This is a genomic window from Arthrobacter sp. H35-D1, assembly GCF_030063185.1.
Taxonomy (GTDB): domain Bacteria; phylum Actinomycetota; class Actinomycetes; order Actinomycetales; family Micrococcaceae; genus Specibacter.
Window position 1 is genome coordinate 218,084 of the sequence record NZ_JASISP010000004.1, and the last position, 19,405, is coordinate 237,488.

13 protein-coding genes and 2 tRNA genes are annotated in these 19,405 nt (G+C 62.3%); 8 read left to right on the forward strand and 7 right to left on the reverse strand.

Translation table 11 applies throughout. The annotated features are described in order from the left end of the window. Positions 1-170: 170 nt before the first annotated feature. From QMG25_RS07805 to QMG25_RS07815, 3 genes are all read right to left on the reverse strand, one after another. On the reverse strand, positions 171-3,491 hold the full coding sequence (locus tag QMG25_RS07805; protein WP_283458945.1) for an efflux RND transporter permease subunit: 3,321 nt from the start codon (positions 3,489-3,491) through the stop codon (positions 171-173). A 119-nt stretch (positions 3,492-3,610) separates the two neighbouring features. Continuing rightward, positions 3,611-5,098: a malate:quinone oxidoreductase gene (locus QMG25_RS07810; protein WP_283458947.1), complete on the reverse strand. Its 1,488-nt coding sequence runs from the start codon at positions 5,096-5,098 to the stop codon at positions 3,611-3,613. A gap of 101 nt (positions 5,099-5,199) precedes the next feature. After that, positions 5,200-6,885 carry an ABC transporter substrate-binding protein gene (locus tag QMG25_RS07815; RefSeq protein WP_349307118.1) on the reverse strand — a complete coding sequence of 562 codons (1,686 nt, stop codon included), beginning with the start codon at positions 6,883-6,885 and terminating at the stop codon, positions 5,200-5,202. A 168-nt stretch (positions 6,886-7,053) separates the two neighbouring features. Between QMG25_RS07815 and QMG25_RS07820 the strand changes: the two genes are divergently transcribed. Then, a tRNA-Leu gene (locus tag QMG25_RS07820) sits at positions 7,054-7,135 on the forward strand. 130 nt (positions 7,136-7,265) lie between these two features. On the opposite strand, the gene bcp is transcribed toward QMG25_RS07820, so the two are convergent. Together bcp and QMG25_RS07830 are read right to left on the reverse strand one after the other, a co-directional pair. Next, on the reverse strand, positions 7,266-7,742 hold the full coding sequence (gene bcp, locus QMG25_RS07825) for a thioredoxin-dependent thiol peroxidase (RefSeq protein ID WP_283458950.1): 477 nt from the start codon (positions 7,740-7,742) through the stop codon (positions 7,266-7,268). A gap of 107 nt (positions 7,743-7,849) precedes the next feature. Then, positions 7,850-7,922 (reverse strand) — tRNA-Lys (locus QMG25_RS07830). 209 nt (positions 7,923-8,131) lie between these two features. Here QMG25_RS07830 and ilvD point away from each other — a divergent pair. The 6 genes from ilvD (at position 8,132) to metG (ending at position 17,338) form a co-directional block, all read left to right on the forward strand. Then, positions 8,132-9,889, forward strand: coding sequence for a dihydroxy-acid dehydratase (ilvD, locus tag QMG25_RS07835; protein ID WP_283458952.1), 1,758 nt, complete (start codon positions 8,132-8,134; stop codon positions 9,887-9,889). 395 nt (positions 9,890-10,284) lie between these two features. Further along, a complete protein-coding gene (locus tag QMG25_RS07840; RefSeq protein ID WP_283458954.1) occupies positions 10,285-12,174 on the forward strand; it encodes an acetolactate synthase large subunit in 1,890 nt (629 codons plus the stop codon). A 3-nt stretch (positions 12,175-12,177) separates the two neighbouring features. Beyond that, positions 12,178-12,690, forward strand: coding sequence for an acetolactate synthase small subunit (gene ilvN, locus QMG25_RS07845; RefSeq protein WP_283458957.1), 513 nt, complete (start codon positions 12,178-12,180; stop codon positions 12,688-12,690). Between the two features lie 82 nt (positions 12,691-12,772). After that, the gene (gene ilvC, locus QMG25_RS07850) at positions 12,773-13,798 is read left to right on the forward strand and encodes a ketol-acid reductoisomerase (protein ID WP_283458959.1); all 1,026 of its coding nucleotides are present in this window, start codon (positions 12,773-12,775) and stop codon (positions 13,796-13,798) included. A 178-nt stretch (positions 13,799-13,976) separates the two neighbouring features. Then, the gene (serA, locus tag QMG25_RS07855) at positions 13,977-15,572 is read left to right on the forward strand and encodes a phosphoglycerate dehydrogenase (RefSeq protein ID WP_283458961.1); all 1,596 of its coding nucleotides are present in this window, start codon (positions 13,977-13,979) and stop codon (positions 15,570-15,572) included. 200 nt (positions 15,573-15,772) lie between these two features. Then, positions 15,773-17,338, forward strand: coding sequence for a methionine--tRNA ligase (gene metG / locus QMG25_RS07860; RefSeq protein ID WP_283458962.1), 1,566 nt, complete (start codon positions 15,773-15,775; stop codon positions 17,336-17,338). Between the two features lie 17 nt (positions 17,339-17,355). Here the strand turns inward: metG and QMG25_RS07865 are convergent, their stop codons facing one another. Further along, positions 17,356-17,802: a DUF6157 family protein gene (locus QMG25_RS07865; RefSeq protein WP_283458964.1), complete on the reverse strand. Its 447-nt coding sequence runs from the start codon at positions 17,800-17,802 to the stop codon at positions 17,356-17,358. Positions 17,803-17,831: 29 nt separating this feature from the next. Continuing rightward, positions 17,832-18,380: a TIGR03086 family metal-binding protein gene (locus tag QMG25_RS07870; protein WP_283458967.1), complete on the reverse strand. Its 549-nt coding sequence runs from the start codon at positions 18,378-18,380 to the stop codon at positions 17,832-17,834. Between the two features lie 36 nt (positions 18,381-18,416). Here QMG25_RS07870 and QMG25_RS07875 point away from each other — a divergent pair, with 36 nt between their 5' ends. Beyond that, positions 18,417-19,253: a helix-turn-helix domain-containing protein gene (locus QMG25_RS07875; RefSeq protein ID WP_283458969.1), complete on the forward strand. Its 837-nt coding sequence runs from the start codon at positions 18,417-18,419 to the stop codon at positions 19,251-19,253. The last annotated feature ends 152 nt before the right edge of the window (positions 19,254-19,405 follow it).

Below are 19,405 nucleotides of genomic sequence, written 5' to 3' on the forward strand. Positions count from 1 at the left end.
ACTTCCCCCGGACGGCAGCAAACGCGTCATAAGGTCACAGCGGAGCGCGCGGGAACAGGTGCCGAAACGCAAATACGCACCTTGTCTGCAAAAGGGGAGTTTGTGACAACCGTAAAAGCGGACAAGGTGCGTATGTGCTCAGAATCAGCGTTTGTGTGTGCGGGATTCGCCTACTCGGCGGCGCGGCGGCCCCGCACCTTCGGGATGGCCCCGGTGGTCCAGTCCTGGAACTGTGCACTTGAGCCGGCAGTACTTGATCCGGCAGGGCCTGGTTCAGCAGCATCTGAGCCGGCAACCCAGGCAGTTTTGCCGGCGTGGGTGGAACCGGCAGGACCGGCGGGACCGCCGGCGGGGGAGTGGCGCACCTTGAGCGCCTTGATGAGATCGTGGCGTTCCTTGCGTCCTTCCACAAGGCGGTACAGCACGGGAACCAGGATCAGCGTCAGCGCGGTGGAGGACACCAGGCCGCCCACCACCACAATGGCCAGCGGCTGGGAGATGAATCCGCCGCCGCCCGTCACGCCCAGGGCCATGGGCGTCAGCGCAAAGATGGTGGCCAAGGCCGTCATGAGGATGGGCCGCAGGCGTTGCCGGGCGCCGTGCTCGATGGCGTCGGCCACGTTCATGGCCGGTCTGTCCCCGGCGGGCTGCCTGTACTGGTTGATCAAGTCAATGAGCACAATGGCATTCGTGACCACGATGCCCACGAGCATCAGCATCCCAATCAGCGACGGCAAGCCCAGCGGGACCCCGGTGATGAGCAGCAAGCCAATGGCCCCGGTGGCGGCAAAGGGGATGGAGACCAGGAGGATCAAGGGTTGGATGAGCGACTTGAACGTCGCCACCATGATCACGTATACAATGGCAATGGCCGCCAGCATGGCCAGACCGAGCTGGGCAAATGATTCCTGCTGCTGTGTTGCAGCGCCGCCAATGCTGGCAATGACACCTTCCGGCAGTGTGGTTTCATCCAGCTTCTTTTGCACCTCACTGCTGACCGAGCCGAGCGCGTCCCCTTCGGGTGTCACCGAAATGGTGGCAGTGCGCTGGGCATTGGAAGAGGTGATTGTCAGGGGCGCCTGGACCTCTGCAACAGTGGCGACAGCGGATAAGGCAACGGGGCCGTCGGCGGTGGGGATCTGCGCGGCGGCCAGGGCCTCGACCGAATCAAACTGGGTACCGGCGCCGATCTGCACTTTGTAGTCGGTGGTGTCGATGCGCACCGTGCCGCCCGGGATGGGGCTGACGGTCGCGGCCAGGAGCCCTGTGATTTGTTCCTCGTCGAGGCCGGCGGCAACGGCCTTGGCCCGATCGACGGTGACCTGGACAACCGGCTGGGTGCCGCTGAGGTTGCTTTGCACCGACTGCGTCCCGGGGAGCCCGGTCATGGCCTTTACCAGAACATCGCTGGCTGCCTGCAGTTCCTCGCCAGTAGTTGCCTTGACGGTGATGTCCACAGTGTTTGACATTCCCAAGCCCCCGCCTTGTGACGCCAGGCTGACCACTCCGGCGTCCTTGACGCCCTCTACCGCGGTCAGGATGGTGTCCCGCAGCTGCACCTGATCGGCATCGGGATCGGTGATGACTTGGAATTGGGCGCTCGATGCGCCCGAGGAAAGCAGCGCCGAGAAGCCGCCGGAGGCATTGCCCACTGTGACTTGGACCTCCGTGACGCCGGAAATGTCGCGCAGTACCTTTTCGACCTTGGTGGCGGCCTCATCCGTGACGGCAAGGCTTGTCCCGGCAGGCAGATCCTGCTGGACCGTGACACTGTTCTGTCCCGTGTCGCCCAGCAGGTTGGTGGGCAGCAGCGGGGTCATGGCCAAAGTGGCAGCCAGGATGATGCCACCGGCCAGCAGTGTCACCACCGGGTGCTTTTGCGTCTTGGCCAGGATCGGCAGGTAGCCGCGCTGCAGCCACGATGCCCGTTCCTTCTCTTCCACGGCACTCAGCAGCGCCTGGCCACCCAAGGCGGTTCCGGCGTCGTCCGTGGCAGCGGTGGACTTCAGGAACCAGAACGCCAGCACGGGCACGATCGTGAGGGAAACCAGCAGCGAGGCGAGCAGCGCGAACGTGACAGTGAGCGCGAACGGCCGGAACAGTTCACCGGCCAGGCTGCCCACAAAGGCGATGGGCAGGAACACGGCCACGGTGGTCAGCGTCGAGGCGGTGATGGCCGAGGCAACTTCCTTGACCGCGGCCAGAATCGCAATCTTTTTGTCTTCCCCGTAGCTCATGTGCCGCTTGATGTTCTCGATCACCACAATGGAGTCGTCCACCACCCGCCCAATCGCGATGGTCAGCGCGCCGAGCGTGAGGATGTTCAGCGAATAGCCCGTAGCCCACAGCCCGATGAACGTGACGAGCAGCGACAGCGGGATCGAGATCGCGGTGACGAGAGTGGAGCGCACCGACATGAGGAAGATCAAGATGACGACGACGGCGAACCCCAGTCCCAGCAGGCCCTCCACCGTGAGGTCGTGGATGGACTTTTCAATGAAGGGTGCCTGGTCAAGGACCGTGGTGAAAGTGGTGTTGTTGCCCAGCGAAGCGGCGATTCCCGGCAGTGCAGCGGCGACTTCCTGCGACACCGTGACAGTGTCTGCGGCCGGTTTCTTCGTGATGGAAAGCGCCAGTGTTGGCTTGCCGTTGGTGCGTGTGATGGAAGTGGTGGGGTCGTCGGCCAGGGCCACGCTGGCCACGTCGGCGATGGTGGGTGCGCTGACGGGAGCCTGTGCGCCGGGACCCGGTTTGCTCTCCAGCGGGAGGGCCTTCACGGCGTCGAGCGAGTCGACGGGGCTGCCCGCCTGGATGGGGAGCGTCAGTTGGCCGGTGTCGAGGGAACCGATGGGGACAAGGGTGCCGTTGTTGGACAGGGCCGCGGTGATGGAACCGGCGGTGACACCTGCGGCGGCCATCTTGGTTGGATCGGGCAGGATGGCGATGTGCTGGGAGTTGGCGCCGCTCACGTCTGCGCTGCGGACGCCGTTGACCTTCATGAGCGCAGGGACGGCAATGCGCTGCAGGTCGGTGTTCAGCGCTGCCAGGTTCTGGTCGGAGGAGACGGCCAGGAACACTATCGGGAAGTCGTCGATGCTGCCGGCAATGGGCTGGGGCTGGACGTCGGAGGGGAGCCGCTGGCTGACATTGGAGATGGCACGGTCAATCTGGTTCCGGGCACGGTCGAGGTTGGTGCCATATTCGAACGACAGATTGATGGTCGAGACGCCGCTGCGGGAGGTGGAGGTGCTGGATTCCAGTCCCTCCACCGCGTTCAGCGCAGCTTCGAGAGGTTCGCTGACCTGTTTGTCCACCACGGCCGGGGACGCGCCCGGCATGGCCGAGACAACCGTGATCTGCGGGAATTCAATGCTGGGAATGAGTTCCTGCTTGAGCGAGCCCAGGGTGATGACGCCAAACACCAGCGCAAAAACCGTGATCAAGGCAATCAGCGCCCTGTTCGCCAAGGACATTTTGGCCAAATTAAACATCAACACACTCCCACTGCGTTATGCCGTCCCAGTCCGGCACCGGGAGAAACTTGCTTGCCCTACTTTAGCTGCTGGTCCAATTTGGCTGTCGGCTTCAGCTGATCGCCCCAGCTGATTGCCTAGTCCAGCTGCAGTGAGGCGGCCGTTGAGGCCAGCGTCTTTTGGAAGAGTTCCGCGTTGTCGTTCAACTTGGTCCCATAGGTGGGCATCATCGCGCGCAGGGAGGCCTGCCATTCCATCTTGAACTGGCGCGGGAAACAACGCTGCAACAGCTCGATCATGATGGGCACAGCCGTGGAGGCTCCGGGGGAGGCGCCCAGCAGGGCGGAGATGGTGCCGTCGGCTGCCGTGATGACTTCGGTGCCGAACTGCAGGATGCCGCCTTTCTTGGCATCCTTCTTGATGATCTGCACGCGCTGGCCTGCGGTGATCAGTTCCCAGTCCTTGCCGTCGGCCTCGGGGAAGTACTCGTTCAGGGCATGAACCTTGCCGCCGCGGGACTTTGTCACCTCGCCCACCAGATACTTCACCAGGTCAAGGTTGTCCTTGCCCACAGCCAGCATCGGAATGATGTTGTTGGCACGGATGGAACCGGGCAGGTCCATGTAACTGCCGTTTTTGAGGTACTTGGTGGAGAAGCCGCCGTACGGGCCGAACAGCAGGGAACGCTCGCCGTCTACGTAGCGGGTGTCAAGGTGTGGCACGGACATGGGCGGTGCACCCACCGACGCCTGGCCGTACACCTTGGTAGTGTGCTGGGATGCGATCAACTGGTCGGTGCAGCGGAAGAACTGGCCGGAGACGGGGAAACCGCCAAAGCCCTTGCCTTCAGGAATGCCCGAGCGTTGGACCAGGTGCAGGGCGCCGCCGCCGCTGCCGACAAACACGAACTTTGCCTTGATTTTGGTGCGCTCACCGGACTTCGGGTGCTTGAGTGAAACATCCCACGCACCGTCCGTGGTTCGAGCGACGTCGGTGACGGTGGTGCCGTAGTTCACTTCGACGCCGTTCTTGCCCATGTAGCCCATCAGCTCACGGGTCAGGGCGCCGAAGTCGACGTCGGTGCCTTCCTCCGCGTACGTTGCCGCCACCACTTCCTTCGGGTCGCGGCCCTTCATGACAAGTGGGGCCCACTTGGCAATGGTTGCAGGGTCCTCGCTGTACTGCATGGAAGCAAAGACGGGGTTGGGCTTCAGCGCCTCGTAACGGGCCTTGAGGAACTTGCGATTCTCCTCGCCAATGACGAAGCTCATGTGCGGAACTGTGTTGATGAAACCCTTGGGTGAGCCAATGTGGGCTTCGTCCACGAGGTGCGCCCAGAACTGGCGTGAGAGCTGGAACTGCTCGTTGATGCCAATGGCCTTGGCCGGGTTGATCGAACCGTCGGCCGCGACGGGAGTGTAGTTGAGCTCACAAAGCGCGGAGTGGCCGGTGCCGGCGTTGTTCCACGGGCTTGAGGATTCCAAGCCGGGAGTATCAAGCTGTTCGAACAGCGCAATCTTCCAAGTTGGTTCGAGTTGCTTAAGCATGGTGCCCAGCGTGGCGCTCATGATGCCGCCCCCGATGAGGACAACGTCAGCGTCTTTGGTGTTCGAGATGAAGGTCACAGTCAACTCCGGTAGAGGCTCTTACTGGCGCTAGAAGCGTATCGCGGCAGGTGCTGCTTGCGTAAATCCGTCACCGGCCGCCCGCTCGGCAAGGACAGGATTTACCCCGTCCCGGGTGTCAACTTCACATGGTTGAAGACCTCGTTGAGGACGGGGCTCAACGGGTAGGAAACAACCCGGCTTGAGAGTGCCAGCGCTGAGATGGGGAAGGCGATGGGCACTGCCGGGACGGTGACGGCCAACTGTTTGCTGATCGCTTCGTAGGCTGCCACGCGGTCCGGACCGTCCGGCAGGCTGCGGGCCCGGGTGATCTTGGATACCAATTGCGGGTCGTCCATTCCCAACAGGTAGTTGGGGGAGCCGAAGAGCGGGCCCACAAAGTTGTCGGGATCCGCGTAGCTGCCATTCCAACCCAGCAGGCTCAGCGCATGGTCGTCATTGCCCGTGACGGCCGGGACATAGCCCTCCTTCCAGGGGATGGGTACGGGCTTGATGTTGAAACCCACAGCCGTGAGATGGGCGGCGATCTGGGCGTAGACCTTTTCCGGCGACGGAAGGTACGGTCGTGCAGCATTGGTGGGGTAGTAAAACTTCAGCTCCTCGCCCTTGTAGCTGGAGGCGGCCAGCAAGGCCTTGGATTTTGACGGATCGTAGGGGATTCCGTCCACGGCGTTGTTGAACCCGCTGAGCTTGGGCGGGATGAACTGGGCCGTGGTGGCCGTGCCGGCGATGAAATAGTTGTTGACAAGGGAGGACTTGTCGACGGCTCCGGCAATGGCCTCGCGCACCTTTTCATCGGCCAACGCGGGGACCGCTTGGTTGATGCCCAGATAAACCACCGAGAAAGGGTCGCGTTGGAGAACCTGGTTGCCGTTCTTGACCAGCTTGTCGAAGTTGCCGGGGGTGACGGGGTCGAAGCCGTCAATCGAGCCGTCGTCCAAGGCAGCGTATCTGGTGTCGGGTTGTTCAAACGTCTTGAAATTCAGCGTCTTGATCTGGCCTTTTTCACCCCAATACTCCGGGTAGGCGCTCATGGTGACCGCACCGGGGGATGCAGCCGTGAACGTGAAGGGTCCCGTGCCCACGGGATGTTCGGCGTAGCGGGAGATCTTGTTGCCCGAGAACTCCCGGTCAAGGATATTCGCGGTTCCGGCCTGCAGCGCTTTGGGGGAGGAGATGGCGAAGGCCGGCGCAGTGAGCGCCTGCAGGAAGCCGGTCAGCCGTACTTTTAAGTCCAGGGTGACTTTCAGTGGACCGTCAACTGTGCAGCCCTTGTAAATCGAGTAGTCGGAATCGTCCGAGAACCCACGGAAGACCTGCTTGAACATGATGGCCGAGCCGTCGCCGCGTGTCTTCGGTGGAAACGTGTACCAGCGTTGAAAATTTGTGCACACGGCCTCGGCGTCGAAAGCCGTGCCGTCATGGAACAACACGTTCGGGCGCAGCGCGAAACGGTAGCCCAGTCCGTCGTCGAGCTCGGTCCAGGAAGTTGCCAGGCTGGGGGCTGGGGCACCCGTGACGGGGTCGATCGTGACAAGTCCCTCAAGCACCTGGCGCGTGACCCTGTAGGACTCCGTGTCGGCGACAAGGGCAGGGTCGAAGCCCATCGGTTCGGAGCCGGTGCCAAAGTTGAACGTGGCGGAGGGCGGTGGTGCCGACGATGGATCCGCGGTGCCGGGAACGGGCAAAGGAACCGCCGTGCAGGCTGTTGAAGCCAGAAGAACGACGGCGGCCAACGACACCGCGCGCCACATCGCCTTTCGCAGGGGGCCGGCTGGGCTTGTCACGTTGTTGTTTCTCCTCGCAGCGTGGACATTCCATCAGCCACCAATCATAGTGCGGGAATCTGGGCACTCGCCGTGGCGTGCCAGCAGCACGGCTCGGCAGCACAGTCCGTGGGAATGGTCGAAAGTGCTGATTGCAGGAGATAGTATGATTCATGCTTCACGAGCATTGCGCGAGTGGTGGAATTGGTAGACACGCAGGTTTTAGGTACCTGTGCCTTCGGGCGTAGGGGTTCAAGTCCCCTCTTGCGCACACTATAAACCCATACACAAAGGACCCCCACTGATGAATTTCAGTGGGGGTCCTTTGTTGTTCCCGGCGGAGACTGTGGGTGTAGTCGCCGGTGGCGTCCGCAGGGTGGGGCGTCTGACGGGTGGGGGTGTTAGGCGGGGTCGAGCAACAGATCGCGACGCAACTTGGCCACGTGGCCTGTGGCGCGCACGTTGTACTGGGCCACGGAAACCTTGCCGGCTTCATCCAACACCAGCGTGGAGCGGATCAGGCCCTCATACGTCTTGCCATAGTTCTTCTTTTCGCCCCATGCCCCATACGCCAGTGCCACGGCGTGGTCGGCATCGCTGAGCAGGGGGAAAGTGAGCTCGTCCCGGGCCGCAAACTTCTCCAGTTTGGCCACCGGGTCCGGGGAGATGCCCACTACTTGGTAGCCGGCACCCTGCAGGGAGGCCAGATTGTCGCGGAAGTCGCAGGCCTGCTTGGCGCAGCCCGGGGTCATGGCGGCGGGGTAGAAGTAGACAATCACCTGACGGCCGGAGAAATCAGCCAGCGAGGTGGTGCCGCCCTCGGTGTTGGGCAGGCTGAATGCGGGGGCCGAATCGCCGGGAACAAGTCGAACGCTCATGAAAGGACTCCTGAAGTCGAAGTGGATGAAGTTGCCCATATCTTTTCGGGCAATAAAAAAACCGCTTCAATACCGGTTGTTACTGGTATTGAAGCGGTTTTTCACTGTGCACCCCTCCGGACTTGAACCGGAAACCCATTGATTAAGAGTCAATTGCTCTGCCAATTGAGCTAGAGGTGCATCACACGGCTGCTGTTGAGCACTTCCGGATTGTGTCCGTAGTGTTCCCCGCAACGGGATAAAACTATACGGCCTTTTCCCTAGTCTGTGAAATCGAAAATGACTCTTGAGTCTCAGATCACAGCAGGGGGATGGGCGTTCCTTGCAATTCCGCGGATTCTTGGCGTGGGGCAGTGGCTCGCGTCACGCTTCAGTCGTAGACTGCCTGCATGAGCGTGGACACTAATTCAAACAAACCAAATACGGCAGCGGACGACGTCGTCCGCACCACCGACGGCAAGCCGGACATCAAACCCCGCAGCCGGGTCGTCACGGACGGCATTCATGCCGCTCCGGCCCGCGGAATGTTCCGCGCAGTGGGGATGGGCGATGACGATTTCCGCAAACCACAGATTGGTGTGGCAAGTTCCTGGAATGAAATCACCCCGTGCAACCTTTCCCTGAACCGGTTGGCCCAAGGAGCAAAGGAAGGCGTCTTTGCCGCCGACGGCTTCCCCATGCAGTTCGGTACCATCTCGGTCTCCGACGGCATTTCCATGGGCCACGAGGGAATGCACTTTTCCCTTGTCTCGCGTGAGGTCATTGCCGACTCCGTTGAAACCGTCATGATGGCTGAGCGGCTGGATGGCTCGGTGCTGCTGGCCGGCTGTGACAAGTCGTTGCCGGGCATGCTGATGGCCGCCGCGCGGCTGAACTTGGCCAGCGTCTTCCTCTATGCCGGCTCGATCATGCCCGGCTTTGCCAAGATGGAGGACGGCACGGAGAAGGAAGTCACGTTGATTGACGCCTTCGAAGCCGTGGGGGCCTGCGCCGCCGGCAAGATGAGCATGAAGGACCTTGACTCGATCGAGCGGGCCATTTGTCCGGGCGAAGGCGCCTGCGGCGGCATGTACACCGCCAACACCATGGCCTGCATCGGTGAGGCGCTTGGCATGTCGCTGCCCGGCTCGGCCGCCCCGCCCAGCGCCGACCGCCGTCGTGACATGTACGCGCGCAAGTCCGGGGAGGCCGTCGTCCACCTGCTGGAAAAGGGAATCCGTGCCCGGGACATCATGACGAAGAAGGCCTTTGAGAACGCCATCGCCGTCACCATGGCCTTTGGTGGCTCCACCAACGCCGTGCTGCACCTGTTGGCTATCGCTCGCGAGGCGCAGGTGGACCTGACGCTTCACGACTTCAACCGCATTGGGGACAAGATTCCGCACTTGGGAGATCTGAAGCCGTTTGGGCGCTATGTCATGTTTGACGTGGACAAGATCGGCGGTGTGCCGGTCATCATGAAGGCACTGCTCGACGCCGGCCTCATCCACGGGGACGCCCTCACCGTCACGGGCAAAACCGTTGCGGAGAACCTGGCGGAGATCAACCCGCCGGATCCCGACGGCAAGGTGCTGCGCGCGCTGGACAACCCGATCCACAAGACCGGCGGCATCACCATCCTGCACGGCACGATGGCACCGGAAGGCGCCGTCGTGAAGAGCGCCGGCTTCGACCTTGACGTCTTTGAGGGCACGGCGCGCGTGTTTGAACGCGAGCAGGGCGCCTTGCAGGCCCTGGACAAGGGCGAAATCCACTCCGGCGACGTCGTGGTGATCCGCTACGAGGGCCCCAAGGGCGGACCGGGCATGCGCGAAATGCTCGCCATCACCGGAGCCATCAAGGGTGCCGGCCTGGGCAAGGACGTGCTGCTGCTCACCGATGGCCGGTTCTCGGGCGGCACCACGGGCCTGTGCATCGGCCACGTGGCCCCCGAAGCGGTGGACGGCGGTCCCATCGCCTTCGTCAAGGACGGGGACAAAATTCGCGTGGACATCGCCCAGCGCACCTTCGACCTGCTGGTGGACGGCTCCGAGCTGGAAGCCCGCAAGGTCGGTTGGGAGCCGTTGCCGGCCAAGTTCACCACGGGAGTTCTGGGAAAATATGTGAAATTGGTCAACAGTGCCTCCACCGGTGCCTACTGCAACTGATGGGCCGCGTTTTCCCTGCCTGAACGGTGCGAGAGCGCCGTCCAGGCAGGGTGACCATAGGGTGGACTACCCATCCATATACTGAGATAGGACCATGGGCTGTTTGACACTCCGGAGCGGAAAACGGGAGACTACACTTATGCACATAAAGCTCCCAGTCGTCATTAGCTAGCGCGTGACACGAAATGACCGCACCCATGGTCATGGGCCCAGTGACTTTTTCGATGAGAGAACGTCACCACACGTGCATACCCCTCGATGAGAGCCTCATGGGCCGAGGGGTTTTTTTGTTTCCACCACCAGCGGCGACTCGTATTACTGCGTGAACCACCCAGAATTAGACGCAAACTACAGAAGAATTACCCAAGAGCATGAGTTCCCCAAAGGAAGAACCGATGAGCAAAGGAACGCCCGCCAGCCCAGCGCTGATGGCAGCCAAGTCCTCCGGGCAGGGTGCACACGGCACCGCAGCCTCCGGTGCCGTGAGCACCAGAAACCAAGCCTCCGACGTCGTCGGTCCCAACCATGTTGTGGCCCCCGTGCAGATGAGCGGCTCCGAAGCCCTCGTCCGGTCGCTTGAAGAACTTGGCGTCAAGGACATTTTCGGTTTGCCCGGTGGTGCAATCCTTCCCACCTACGACCCCCTCATGGCCTCCGACCTCAACCACATCCTGGTCCGCCACGAGCAGGGAGCCGGGCATGCGGCGCAGGGCTACGCGCAGGTCACGGGCGAAGTTGGAGTGTGCATTGCCACCTCCGGACCAGGCGCCACCAATCTGGTCACCGCCATCATGGATGCGCATATGGACTCGGTTCCGCTGGTGGCCATTACCGGCCAGGTCTCCAGCGCCGTCATCGGCACGGACGCCTTCCAGGAAGCCGACATTGTCGGCATCACCATGCCCATTACCAAGCACTCCTACCTTGTCACCGACCCCAACGACATTCCGCGCGTCTTGGCCGAAGCTTTCCACCTGGCTTCCACCGGACGCCCCGGCCCCGTGCTGGTGGACGTGTCAAAGGATGCCCAAGTGGGCCCGATGACGTTCTCCTGGCCACCGGTCATCGACCTGCCCGGCTACCACCCCGTCTCCCGCGGCCATTCCAAGCAGTTGCGCGAAGCGGCCCGCCTGATCCGCGTCGCCAGCAAGCCCGTGCTGTACGTGGGTGGCGGCGTCATCAAGTGCGATGCCTCGGCGAAGCTCATGGTTCTCGCCGAGCTGACGGGCATACCCGTTGTCACCACCTTGATGGCCCGCGGAGCGTTCCCTGATTCACACCACCTGCACGTGGGCATGCCCGGCATGCACGGGACGGTTTCGGCCGTTACAGCACTGCAGCAATCCGATCTGCTCATCACTTTGGGAGCGCGCTTCGACGACCGGGTGACAGGGGTGCTCAGCAGTTTTGCACCGCACGCAAAGGTCATCCACGCAGACATTGATCCGGCCGAAATTTCCAAGAACCGCACGGCCGATGTTCCGATCGTGGGCTCCTTGGCGGAGATCATTCCGGACCTCACGGCCGCTGTCAAGGCTGAATTTGACGCCAACGGCGCCCCTGACCTCGGCGACTGGTGGGCGTTCCTGGGCAACCTGCGAGACACCTATCCGCTGGGCTGGACCGAACCTGAGGACGGTCTCATGTCCCCGCAGCGCGTCATCTCGCGCATCGGCGCCCTGACAGGGCCTGAAGCGGTTTATGCGGCAGGGGTGGGGCAGCACCAGATGTGGGCCGCCCAGTTCATCAAGTACGAGCGCCCCCGCTCCTGGCTCAACTCCGGCGGCGCCGGAACCATGGGCTACTCGGTGCCTGCAGCCATGGGTGCCAAGGTCGGCAACCCTGACCGAGTGGTCTGGGCCATCGACGGCGACGGCTGCTTCCAGATGACAAACCAGGAATTGGCCACCTGCCGCATCAACAACATTCCCATCAAAGTTGCCATCATCAACAACTCTTCACTGGGCATGGTGCGCCAATGGCAGACGCTGTTTTACAACAGCCGCTACTCCAACACGGACCTGAACACGGGGCACGACACCATCAGGGTCCCGGACTTCGTCAAACTTGCCGAAGCTTATGACTGTGTTGGCTTGCGCTGTGACCGCGTCGAGGACATTGACGCCACGATTGAAGCGGCGCTGGCCATCAACGACCGCCCCGTGGTGATCGACTTCGTGGTCAGCCCCGACTCCATGGTGTGGCCGATGGTCCCCGCAGGTGTCAGCAACGACCAAATTCAAGTTGCCCGGAACATGACCCCGGTGTGGGACGAGGAGGACTAAGACATGGCTCGACATACTCTTTCCGTACTGGTTGAAGACAAACCCGGCGTGCTGACCCGCGTGGCGAGCATGTTTGCCCGCCGCGCGTTCAACATCAACTCCCTGGCCGTGGGTCCCACCGAGATTTCCGGGATTTCCCGCATGACGGTTGTGGTCGACGCCGACGGGGAATTGATTGAACAAGTCACCAAGCAGCTCAACAAACTCGTCAACGTCATCAAGATCGTTGAACTGGTTCCAGAGAATTCCGTGCAGCGTGACCATATCCTGGTCAAGGTGCGCGCGGACGCGGCCACGAGATTGCAGGTAACCCAGGCTGCCGATCTCTTCCGAGCCTCAGTGGTGGACGTGTCCACAGACTCGTTGACCATCGAAGCCACCGGCTATGCGGACAAGCTGGCCGCCCTGCTGAACGTCCTGGAGCCCTTTGGCGTCAGGGAAATCGTGCAGTCGGGCACACTGGCCGTTGGCCGGGGATCGCGCTCCATGAGCGATCGGGCACTTCGCGCCTCCTAACGGCCGCCCGGCGGTCCCTCTGGGCCGCATGAAATACTTTTCACCATCAGCACCACCCACCATTTATTCAAGGAGTTACACCGTGACTGACATGTTCTACGACGACGATGCAGACCTGTCCATCATCCAGGGTCGCAAGGTCGCCGTTATCGGCTACGGCAGCCAGGGCCACGCACACGCACTGAGCTTGCGCGATTCCGGCGTTGACGTACGCGTCGGCCTCAAGGAAGGCTCCAAGTCGCGTGCCAAGGCGGAGGCGGAGGGCCTGCGCGTCCTCAATGTTGCAGAGGCAGCGGCAGAAGCCGACCTGATCATGATCCTGGCCCCGGACCAGGTCCAGCGCTTCGTTTACGCAGAAGAGATCGCCCCGAACCTGAAGGCCGGCGACGCCCTGTTCTTCGGCCACGGCTTCAACATCCGCTTCGGCTACATCACCCCGCCGGCCGACGTCGACGTTGCCTTGGTTGCCCCCAAGGCTCCGGGCCACACGGTGCGCCGTGAATTCGAAGCCGGCCGCGGCATTCCCGACCTGATCGCCGTGGAGCAGGACTTCACCGGCGGTGCCAAGGCCTTGGCGCTCTCCTACGCCAAGGGCATCGGTGGAACCCGCGCCGGCGTCATCGAGACCACCTTCACCGAAGAGACCGAGACCGACCTCTTCGGCGAGCAGGCAGTCCTCTGTGGCGGTGCGTCGCAGTTGGTGCAGTACGGCTTTGAAGTACTGACGGAAGCCGGCTACAAGCCGGAGATCGCCTACTTCGAGGTGCTGCACGAGCTCAAGCTCATCGTGGACCTCATGTGGGAAGGCGGCATCGCCAAGCAGCGCTGGAGCGTTTCCGACACGGCAGAGTACGGCGACTATGTCTCCGGGCCCCGCGTGATTACCCCTGAGGTGAAGGAAAACATGAAGGCTGTTCTGGCAGACATCCAGAGCGGTGCTTTCGCCAAGCGCTTCATCGAGGACCAGGACGCCGGCGCACCGGAGTTCATGGCGCTGCGCAAGAAGGGTGAGGACCACCCGATCGAGGCCACCGGCCGCGAACTGCGCGGACTGTTCTCCTGGATCAGCAACAGCGACGACTACACCGAAGGCTCCGTAGCCCGCTAAAACCCATGGAGTTGGCGCCTGTGATCTGTATCGCTTGCGTCGCACGCCATGACTTTTGTTACGGCACCGAAGCCGGACTCCCATAAGCTGGAGTCCGGCTTTTTTGTTGAAACCACAAATTAAAAACCAGCACCAAAATCCCCACGAGAACACAACCGAAAGCTAAAGAGGTCACCAGGTGAGCGCCATCAAGCCAGTAGTACTCCTCGCAGAGGAACTTTCGCCCGCCACGATCGAGGCGTTGGGTCCCGATTTTGAAATCCGACAGGCAGACGGAGCCGACCGCGCAGCACTGCTGTCCGCCATTGTTGACGTTGATGCGATCCTGGTTCGCTCCGCAACACAGGTGGACGCCGAGGCCATTGCCGCAGCCAAGAAGCTGAAGATCATTGCACGCGCCGGTGTGGGGCTGGACAACGTGGACATCAAGGCTGCAACACAGGCCGGCGTCATGGTGGTCAACGCGCCGACGTCGAACATTGTCTCCGCCGCCGAACTGACTATCGGCCACGTGCTCTCCCTGGCCCGCCACATTCCCGCCGCCAGCACCGCACTGAAGAACGGTGAGTGGAAGCGCTCAAAGTACACGGGCACCGAACTGCTGGAAAAGAAGCTGGGCATCATTGGCTTGGGCCGCATCGGCGCCCTCATTACCGAGCGCGCCAAGGCCTTCGGCATGGAAATCGTTGCTTACGACCCCTACGTCACCTCCGCCCGCGCCGCCAGCCTTGGTGTGCAGCTGCTGAGCCTTGACGAGCTCCTGGAGCAGTCCGACTTCATCACCATCCACATGCCGCGCACCCCCGAGACACTGGGCATGATCGGCACCGAAGCGTTTGCGAAGATGAAGAAGAGCGCCTACGTCATCAATGTTGCCCGGGGTGGACTCATCGATGAAGCAGCACTGAACACGGCCCTGCGCGACGGCGAAATTGCCGGCGCCGGCATCGACGTCTTCGTCAAGGAGCCCGCCACCGACGTCGACTTCCTTGAACTCGACAACGTCATCGCCACCCCGCACCTGGGTGCCTCCACCGAGGAAGCGCAGGAAAAGGCCGGCGTCTCCGTGGCCAAGTCCGTCCGTCTTGCACTGGCCGGGGAACTTGTCCCCGATGCCGTAAACGTGGCCGGTGGCGTCATCGACCCCGAAGTGCGTCCCGGCATCCCGCTGATCGAGAAGATGGGCCGCATCTTCACCGCCCTGACCCACGCTTCGGTAACACAGATCGACGTCGAAGTTGCCGGTGAAATCGCAGCCCTGGATGTCAAGGCGTTGGAACTGTCAGCCCTGAAGGGTGTGTTCAAGGACGTCGTTTCCGAGCAGGTTTCCTACGTCAACGCTCCCATCCTGGCCGAGCAGCGCGGCATCAACACCCGCCTGATCACCACGCTGGAATCCGCCGACTACCGCAACGTGCTGACCATCCGCGGCGCGCTGTCCGACGATTCACAGATCTCCGTCTCCGGCACACTGACCGGTCCGAAGCAGATCCAGAAGATCGTCGACGTCAACGGCTACGAGCTGGAAATCCCGATGAGCGACCACCTGCTTGTCATCTCCTACGCCGACCGCCCCGGCGTCGTCGGCACCCTGGGTCGCCTGCTGGGCGAAAACGGCGTCAACATCGCCGGCATGCAGGTCGCCCGCCACAGTGAAGGCGGCCAGGCCCTGGCGCTCATCACCGTTGACAGCACCGTGCCGCAGTCGCTGCTCGAGGACATCAAGACCGAAATCGGCGCCACCATGGCCCGCGAGGTCGACCTGGAGGACTAGTCCCCACGTCCTCCCAAAGAATGGGTCGCTAACGACCCATTCTTTGGGCCCCTCGGACGCGTGGGCCCATCCGCCGGGCCTTCCCCGGCACGTCTGTCCGACGGCGGCGTCCCCACCCAGGTGGGGACGCCGCCGTCGTCCGTCCTGCTGCGGGCGGACACGAATCGGTGTTTCACCGTGGTTCACGGTAAATTCGTACTGTGACATCTTCTGAGACGGCCAAGACGCCCTACTACCTGACCACTGCCATCACGTACCCCAACGGCGACCCGCACATCGGGCATGCATACGAGTACATCGCGACCGACGCCATGGCCCGCTTCAAGCGCCTTGACGGCTTTGACGTGAAGTTCCTGACGGGCACCGATGAGCACGGCATGAAGATTGCGCAGACGGCCGAAAAGGAGGGCCTCACGCCGAAGGAACTCGTTGACCGCAACGTCACGATTTTCAAGGACACGCACAAGGCGCTGGGCATCAGCTACGACAGGTTCATCCGCACCACCGATGCCGACCACTATGAGGCGTCGCAGGCCATCTGGAAGAAGATGGAAGAGGCCGGGGACATCTACCTGGGCAAGTACGAAGGCTGGTATTCGGTCCGCGACGAGGCCTACTACGGCGAAGATGAGACGGAATTGCGCGAGGATGGCAAGCGCTATTCCAAGGTCACCGACACGGAATTGACCTGGACGGAGGAGGAAAGCTATTTCTTCCGTCTCTCCAATTACCAGGACAAGCTGGTGGCGCTTTATGAATCACAGCCGGAATTTGGCGCCCCGCGGACACGCTTCAACGAGGTCATCAGCTTCGTCAAGGGCGGGCTGGAAGACCTCTCCGTCAGCCGCACCACCTTTGACTGGGGCGTTCCCGTGCCCGGCAATGACAAGCACGTCATGTACGTGTGGGTGGACGCGCTGACCAATTACCTCACGGCCGTGGGTTACCCGGATGTGGACTCCGAAGCCTTCAAGAAGTATTGGCCGGCCGACGTCCACATCATCGGCAAGGACATTTCACGCTTCCACGCCGTGTACTGGCCCGCGTTCCTCCTGTCGGCCGGGCTGGAACTGCCCAAGCGCGTCATGATCCACGGCTTCCTGAACAACAACGGCGTGAAAATGTCCAAGTCCCTGGGCAACGTGGTGGCCCCTGCCGACTGGGTTGCCCAGTACGGCTTGGATCAGGTGCGCTTCTTCCTGCTGCGCGAAGTGCCTTTCGGTGCCGACGGCTCCTACAGCCACGACGCCGTGGTGGGTCGCATGAATTCCGACCTGGCCAACAATCTGGGCAACTTGGCGCAGCGCTCCTTGTCCATGGTGGCGAAGAACTGCGAGGGCGTGGTTCCCGTGCCCGGCACGTTCAGCGAAGCCGACGAAACCATTTTGGCTGCCGCCATGGAACTGCTCGAGCACTCCCGCGCCGCCTACCAGGTGCAGGATTTCCACGGCTCGTTGGAGAAGATCTGGCACGTGCTCGGAGACACCAACGCCTACTTCGCGGACCAGGCTCCCTGGGTGCTGCGCAAGACGGACGTGCCACGCATGGAAACAGTGCTGTACGTGACCCTCGAGGTGCTGCGGATTGTCTCCATCCTGGTCCAGCCCGTCATGCCCGACGCCGCGGCGAAGCTGCTCACCGTCTTGGGCCAAGGAAGCTCCGTCGATGATGTCCGGCGTCAGTTCGCGGCCATCGGCACCCCGCTCATCGCCGGGACTGTGCTGCCGGCACCGGCACCGATCTTCCCCAAGTACGAGGAACCCTGAAAATCAGGCACCAGAGCTCAGTGCCTGCTTGACCGCATGGCCTTCACCACGGTGACAGTGCCTTCGGCACGGTGTTCCGTTTCATTTTGCAGGGGCTTGTCCATTGCAAGTGCTGCATACTCGAGGGAGTCAACAGCGTAAAGGGCGAGCCGCCCGTCGTCGTTTGCATGGATGCCCCAGCCGTATTTCTTGCCGAGGGCGGATGCCCTCAAGCACGGTCTTCCCGAACTGAAGTAGCGCTCCTGCGCGGCGGGGCGTTCAGAATCGGGAAGCCCGGCACGATCCGCGTAGACGGTGAAGAGCACGTCGTCCGAGGTGAACCGGTAGGGGTTGTCAGCGATCAACTGAAACGTGCGCGAGGCGATCGACGGGTTCCCGGGCTTTGCGGGCGGGGTGACCCCGTGTTCGGCCGGACAGTCGTCAGCGACTGCGATGAGGGTGTGTACGTAGTTTGTCGTGTGCATGGGGGGCCTTTCTGTTGTTCCGGGGCGGTTCACGCTTGCCGGCCGAGCCTGGCCAAGACAAGGGTGGCCCGGTCGGCGTCGGCCGGGGCGCTCACGCCGGGTTTGCAGATCCCGTCCATGTAGAGCGCGTCGCCGAAGCTGGCGATACCGCGTTCGAGCCTGTCCACTTCGGTGTCAGTGAACTGCAGATGCTGGTCTGCGCCCCGGGCGATGTCCCACCGATGTGCCACCATGTCCCATACGTAGAACTGCACGAGGGTTTCACCGATGGTGGAGCGCCCGAAGGCGCCGTCGAACTCCCGGCCGGCGACGTCGTCATCCGCCAAGGCGTCGAGAACCGCGGTGCTGTGCGATCGCCATGCCGACGCCGGGTCGCCGTCGAGCCCCGGCATTTCGCCGAGGCCAATGCCGTTCCGGAGAAGAAAATCCCGCTGTGTTTCCAGCAGGTGGCCCACCACTTCACGCACCGTCCAGCCCTCGCACGGTGCCGGGTTGTCCCACTGATCAGCGTGCACTGTCCCCAGAAGCTGGGCCAATGGCGTGTTTGCTGCCTCATAGTCGCTTATCGTTGAGTTCATGTGGGTAGCGTATCTGCTCTGCGAAATGGGTTATTGATGAAATCCGACACCGGATCCCAGCCAACAGACCCGATCGAGCGCGCACATTTGCGCGATCCGCGGGACCGGTCGCACACCATGCACCGGTACCTGCCGGCGTCGGAATTCACCGAACTTATCGGCCGCTATTGGTTTCCTGTGTGGTCGGTGCCGACGGGGTGCGAAGCAGAACAACGGGTGCTGCAATACCCCGTCTGCCTCATGGTGGTCACTGCCGAGTACTCCCGCTTCTACGGAGTTGCCTCCGGGGTGTCCTCAACCACGCTCGTTGGCGACGGGTGGGCGGCCGGGGTGATGCTCACTCCGGCAGCGGGCCATGCGATTGCCGGCCGGTCCGTGGACGCGTTCACCGATCGGCATGTCGACCTGGAGGAGGTGCTCGCCGGCGCCGGCGCCGAGCTGACTGCCCGTGTTCGCGCTCTCATGGCCGAGCGCCCGGATGCCGCGGTGTCCCATCGAGCGGCCATCGCCGCCTACGAGGCCGTCCTGGCAGGCTTCCTGCCCATTGACGAGGAGGGAGAGCTGATCAACGAGATGGTGGGATACGTCGAAAGCAACCCTGGTGTTTTGCGCGTCGGGCAAATCTGCGCGCACTTCGACCTGCCTGAGCGCACGGTCCAGCGGCTGGTTCGTCGCCGGTTGGGGCTGACTCCGAAGTGGCTGATCCAACGCCGACGCCTGCACGAAGCCGCCCTGCACCTGCGCGAATCTTCGGCCCCTGCGGCAGAACTGGCGTTCCTGCTCGGCTACTCGGACCAGGCCCACTTCATCAGGGATTTCAAGAACGTCACATCCCTCACCCCGGGACAGTTCACCGAGCTAAACCGCGGCTGAGCCGTTCACACGGGTTCGCCATTGCCTTGTTGCCTCATAGCAATACCTCCGGGAAGCTGAGTCGTTGCCTCATTTAGAAACCTCCGCTAAGGATTCTGCTTCCATTTGTTATTGACACGTGGTTTCACCGGTGCCGGCTTCTTAGTCAGGGA

Excerpts from the sequence above, each read along its gene's own strand:
- QMG25_RS07805 (WP_283458945.1), bottom strand. The coding sequence starts at position 3,491 with ATGTTTAATTTGGCCAAAATGTCCTTGGCGAACAGGGCGCTGATTGCC.
- bcp (WP_283458950.1), bottom strand. The coding sequence starts at position 7,742 with ATGAGCGTTCGACTTGTTCCCGGCGATTCGGCCCCCGCATTCAGCCTG.
- ilvD (WP_283458952.1), top strand. The coding sequence starts at position 8,132 with ATGAGCGTGGACACTAATTCAAACAAACCAAATACGGCAGCGGACGAC.
- QMG25_RS07840 (WP_283458954.1), top strand. The coding sequence starts at position 10,285 with ATGAGCAAAGGAACGCCCGCCAGCCCAGCGCTGATGGCAGCCAAGTCC.
- ilvN (WP_283458957.1), top strand. The coding sequence starts at position 12,178 with ATGGCTCGACATACTCTTTCCGTACTGGTTGAAGACAAACCCGGCGTG.
- QMG25_RS07865 (WP_283458964.1), bottom strand. The coding sequence starts at position 17,802 with ATGCACACGACAAACTACGTACACACCCTCATCGCAGTCGCTGACGAC.
- QMG25_RS07870 (WP_283458967.1), bottom strand. The coding sequence starts at position 18,380 with ATGAACTCAACGATAAGCGACTATGAGGCAGCAAACACGCCATTGGCC.
- QMG25_RS07875 (WP_283458969.1), top strand. The coding sequence starts at position 18,417 with ATGAAATCCGACACCGGATCCCAGCCAACAGACCCGATCGAGCGCGCA.